Annotated in this window: 6 protein-coding genes and 3 pseudogenes; 2 read left to right on the forward strand and 7 right to left on the reverse strand. The window is 57.3% G+C overall.

What is annotated here, in order from left to right; translation table 11 throughout:
• Window positions 1-232: 232 nt before the first annotated feature.
• The 7 genes and pseudogenes from ACIQ47_RS15135 to ACIQ47_RS15165 form a co-directional block, all read right to left on the reverse strand.
• Window positions 233-772: pseudogene (locus tag ACIQ47_RS15135) on the reverse strand (DUF924 family protein).
• A 30-nt stretch (window positions 773-802) separates the two neighbouring features.
• A complete protein-coding gene (locus tag ACIQ47_RS15140; protein ID WP_396429530.1) occupies window positions 803-1,396 on the reverse strand; it encodes an RES family NAD+ phosphorylase in 594 nt (197 codons plus the stop codon).
• A 12-nt stretch (window positions 1,397-1,408) separates the two neighbouring features.
• Window positions 1,409-1,876 (reverse strand): hypothetical protein, encoded by a 468-nt coding sequence (locus ACIQ47_RS15145; protein WP_396429529.1) that lies wholly within the window; start codon window positions 1,874-1,876, stop codon window positions 1,409-1,411.
• A 178-nt stretch (window positions 1,877-2,054) separates the two neighbouring features.
• A pseudogene (locus tag ACIQ47_RS15150) lies at window positions 2,055-2,180 on the reverse strand (DNA polymerase III subunit beta); the annotation flags it as partial.
• 104 nt (window positions 2,181-2,284) lie between these two features.
• Window positions 2,285-2,458 (reverse strand): annotated as a pseudogene (locus ACIQ47_RS15155) (DUF924 family protein); the annotation flags it as partial.
• Between the two features lie 74 nt (window positions 2,459-2,532).
• Window positions 2,533-2,757, reverse strand: coding sequence for an addiction module protein (locus ACIQ47_RS15160; RefSeq protein ID WP_396429528.1), 225 nt, complete (start codon window positions 2,755-2,757; stop codon window positions 2,533-2,535).
• Window positions 2,758-2,815: 58 nt separating this feature from the next.
• Window positions 2,816-2,977: an XRE family transcriptional regulator gene (locus ACIQ47_RS15165; protein ID WP_396429527.1), complete on the reverse strand. Its 162-nt coding sequence runs from the start codon at window positions 2,975-2,977 to the stop codon at window positions 2,816-2,818.
• Between the two features lie 188 nt (window positions 2,978-3,165).
• Here ACIQ47_RS15165 and ACIQ47_RS15170 point away from each other — a divergent pair, with 188 nt between their 5' ends.
• Complete coding sequence (locus ACIQ47_RS15170; RefSeq protein ID WP_062405951.1) at window positions 3,166-3,486, forward strand: type II toxin-antitoxin system Phd/YefM family antitoxin; 321 nt, start codon at window positions 3,166-3,168, stop codon at window positions 3,484-3,486.
• A complete protein-coding gene (locus ACIQ47_RS15175) occupies window positions 3,479-3,877 on the forward strand; it encodes a type II toxin-antitoxin system RelE/ParE family toxin (RefSeq protein ID WP_396438882.1) in 399 nt (132 codons plus the stop codon). Before ACIQ47_RS15170 ends, ACIQ47_RS15175 begins: the two co-directional genes overlap by 8 nt.
• Window positions 3,878-3,914: the final 37 nt, after the last annotated feature.

Genomic DNA, 3,914 nt, shown 5'->3' on the forward strand with positions numbered 1-3,914 from the left:
ACCTTGCGGATGTGCGAGACCAAGTCGGCACGCAGCAACAGGTTTTGTGCTTCGGGTTCGGCAAAGCCAAGATCGTGAAAGACGTTGTCGCTGCCAACGACCATGTTCAATTTGTTGCTCATGACTGATTGCCTTTTTGCAACTGGTAGCGTTTCATTTTATATCTGTTTTGATAATTTAAGGTGATGCATGCATCTCAACAATAAACGATTGAACAAGTGCTGCGCAAGGCTCAAAACCCCGACCCCGGCTCACTCAAAAACACCAACTCCTCGGGCGTGGACTCGCGGCCCAAAATGGCGTTGCGGTGGGGGTAGCGGCCAAAGCGCTCGATGATGGCTTGGTGGCGCAGTTCAAAGCGCAGGGTGTCTTCCATGCCCGGCTGATCAAAAAGGACCACCGCTTGTGCGTGCACCAGGGCGGACTCGCTGTGCATGTAGGGCATGTAGGCAAAGCTGCGCTGTGCCAGGGGCAGGCTGCGGTCTTGCCCACTGGCCACCAGCTCTTGCGCCAGCGCCAAGGCCAGCGCGTCTTGCGCAAAAGCGCGGGGCGTGTCGCGGTACACATTGCGCTAGAACTGGTCCAGCACCAAGACCTCGGCCAAGCGCCCCTCGGGCGTGGCGCGCCAAGCAAACAACTCACACCGCGCCGCCGCCTCCAGCGTGGCGCCGAAGCGGGTGCGTATAGCTTCGTCCAAGGCGGGGTCTTTGGCGAAGTGGTGCTTGGAAGTGAGTTCGGTGAACCAGAAGTCGAGGATGAATTGGGGTTGCATCGAATTGGAAAATTAAAAAATGACGTCGCTTCACTCAGTGTCCTGGAAGTCCATCAGGGGAACACCAGAACGCCTAGCCGCATCGGTCACGCAAGTCAGCAACTGACGCGTGCCTGGCTTCACCAGCGGCAGGGATAGGACTTTCTTTACCTGCGCCATGCCCGAAGCAAACAGAGCAACGCACGCATGCTGGGGGTGTTGGGCCGATGCATAGACGATGCCATCCAGTTGCTGCGCTCGGCACTCTTGCGCAAAGGCTTGGGTGATCGCGATGCGTTGGGCTTGAAGCACGGGGTAGGGCTCGGCCAGTGCCCGCACATCGGCCAAGCGCAAACGGCCTTTAGTGGTGAATGTCACCAGCGACTTGCGGGTCAATTCGTCGAGCGATCGGCTGTGCACATCGCGCCGAAAAATCGACTCGTACAAGGCGGTGTGTTCGCTATCGGCCAAATACGCCGTTGCCTCAGATGGCAAGCAAAAGCGCCCTGTTTGCAAACCGGTGGGCGCCAGCAACAAACCGTTGATGCGTACGCTGGTTTTGCGTGCACGCGTTAGCTGCACGCGGTGAAAGGTCTGGCCCGGGGCCAGTTCAAGGATGGGTGGATGCAGGTCTTTGAATTTCATGGAAAGAGGCGGTCAATGCCCCTCTGCCGTCGCCAGATCGATCACGCGTTGGGCGGGTGTGCCTTGCTCCAACGCGGTGCGGGGTGACTGACCGTCCAGTGCCGGGTGCGGGCTTTCCAGGAAAGCCAGCAATTGCCAGCCATCGGTCGAACCCAAGGCGGCGGCCATGGGTGCGAGGACCGGAAAGATGAACGGCTCGAACTGCCAGCGGGGCAGCTTGTAGCCACGGCGCAGGTGCGACACACCAATGCAGCGGCCGCTTTTGATCCAGGCGTTCATGGTCACGCGGGTGGTGCCCGACAGGGCAGCGGCTTCGTCGGTGGTGATCATGTCAGCGGCCTGAATGCGTTGCAGCCGGTACTGCGCACCAAAGCGCAGCAACGCGTTGGTTTGCGCTTCTGAGGCGTATGGGTCTTGACCGCTGGCTTTGTCACGGGGCAAATCTGGGATCGCGGAGAGAGGGAAGGTGAGGGTGTTCATGGTGTGTTTATGCAAAGGTCCACGCTCATGGCGCGTTGCGCATGTTCAGCTTTTGGGCGCTGAAAAACCCCATGTTTTTATTGAGTGGCTCAGTTTGGTTGGCTACCTGTAAATGGAGTTTTTGGGGTGTCCGGGGTACGTTCGTTAATGAACGCAGCAAACTGACAAAGTTGGGCGTGGCTGATGCTGAGCCGCGCACCAACACATTCTGAAAAAGCGGTAAAGCGTGACGACGCTCAACGATTCCAGATACTGATTGCAAGACAGATAGCAATTTGTCTTGAGTGCATTTGAGAACAATCATGGGATTTCCAAATGAAACGGGGCCAGCAAACAAAATGCTGGCCCCGTTATTTTAGGATAACTTGTTTACTTCGTAAAGTTCGTTTTTTATGGAGTTGTTTGAAGCTAAAACCCCGACCCCGGCTCACCCAAAAACGCCAACTCCTCGGGCGTGGACTGGCGCCTCAGGATCGCGTTGCGGTGGGGGTAGCGGCCAAAGCGCTCGATGATGGCTTGGTGGCTCTGCTCAAAGCGCAGGGTGTCTTCCATGCCCGGCTGATCAAACAGTGCCATGGCTTGCCCAGAAGTGGAGGACGGGTTGGGCTTGAACGACTCAGTTCACCCGGCCTTGCCAATTTGAACAAGACGCACGCTCATGCCGTTTTGACTTGGTATTTGGCAATGACCTCGTTCAAGGGGATGGCTTGAACCTCACCCCGGCAGTAAGCCGCCAACCGGGACTCAGCTTCTTGTGCCCATTGCGCATCCAGAGAGTCGTCCCGTTCATCCAATGTGTCCAGAATCTGATCGACCAAAGCCATGCGCTCATCGGGGGGCAGTTGTGATGCTTGATCGCAGAGTTGTTTGGCGGTGGGCATGCTGGACTCCAAAGGGCAGGGACAAGTCAGTTTAGCTAAGTTCAGTGCAACAGGAAATTCAAGCCACCCGCTTCAAAGACAGCTTGACGGTGTAACCCAATTTCGCTGCCACGTTGACGAGTGCGTCGAGCGTGAATTTGTGGGTGCGGCCCTTCACCAGATCGTTCATGCGCGGTTGGCTGATGCCAGCGCGAGAGGCCTGTGGCGTGCTTCCGACCATACCCCTCCATCCCCCAAACAAGGCAAAAATGAACCCAAAGGCAATCTATTTGCATGATGCTTTTGTCTTTTATGAGTGCTGTATGCTTCGTTGCGTGAATGGGCTTCCACCGTCCAAATTCAGTTTTCAGGTTGGTCACGTATTCGCTTTAAAATGCGCAGAATTCTGCAATGTCCAAGGAGACAGTCATGGGTTTTTCTGCCAGCGATGTCGTGCCATTCACGCAAGCACGTTCCCATCTGTCCGAACTGGCCGACCAGGCCAAGGCTGGCGCAGAAAAGATCATCACCAAAAACGGCGAGAGCTACGTCGCATTGATCGATTCGGACCGACTGGACTACTACCACCGGCTGGAGCGCGAACGCATCCACCTGCTGTTGATCGACGACGCCAAGCGCGGGCTGGCCGACATCGCAGCGGGTCGCACATTTGAAGCAGACGCGGCCCTGGCCCAGCTGCAACAGCGGCGCAAGACCGCCACCAAACGCCCCGCCAAGCAACGTGGCTGATCAGCTTTACCGGGTCGAACTGACCGCCAGTTTCTTGGAACGCTTGGACGCCATTGAGGCGTTCTTGGTGGAAGCTCAAGCCAGCTTTGCGTTCGATGACTTGCTGGCCGAGCTTCGCTCCACCGTCATCCCCAACCTGCGGCGCTTTCCACGCATGGGCAGGCGCTACTTGGTCAACCCACCGCAGTCAGCCGAAGCGCTGGCGCTGCTGGCGGCCATGCCTGCGGGAGCGCCCCATGCCCTGCGCGAATACCTACACGGCGACCACCTGATGCTGTACGCGGCCATGGAAGCCCAAAAGACGGTGGTCCTGCTGACCATTCGGCACCACCGGCAACTCTCGTTTGACTTTGCGCGGCTGTGGCCGTCTGCACCATCGACGTATGACTGAACAGCTCTAAACCACAGTGGCCAAAATTCAATCTGAG

This window comes from Limnohabitans sp. (assembly GCF_044373035.1).
Lineage (GTDB): Bacteria > Pseudomonadota > Gammaproteobacteria > Burkholderiales > Burkholderiaceae_C > Limnohabitans_A.

Bases quoted from the DNA above. Each gene is read 5' to 3' on its own strand.
- ACIQ47_RS15140 (WP_396429530.1), bottom strand. From the start codon at position 1,396: ATGAAATTCAAAGACCTGCATCCACCCATCCTTGAACTGGCCCCGGGC.
- ACIQ47_RS15145 (WP_396429529.1), bottom strand. From the start codon at position 1,876: ATGAACACCCTCACCTTCCCTCTCTCCGCGATCCCAGATTTGCCCCGT.
- ACIQ47_RS15160 (WP_396429528.1), bottom strand. From the start codon at position 2,757: ATGCCCACCGCCAAACAACTCTGCGATCAAGCATCACAACTGCCCCCC.
- ACIQ47_RS15165 (WP_396429527.1), bottom strand. From the start codon at position 2,977: ATGGTCGGAAGCACGCCACAGGCCTCTCGCGCTGGCATCAGCCAACCG.
- ACIQ47_RS15170 (WP_062405951.1), top strand. From the start codon at position 3,166: ATGGGTTTTTCTGCCAGCGATGTCGTGCCATTCACGCAAGCACGTTCC.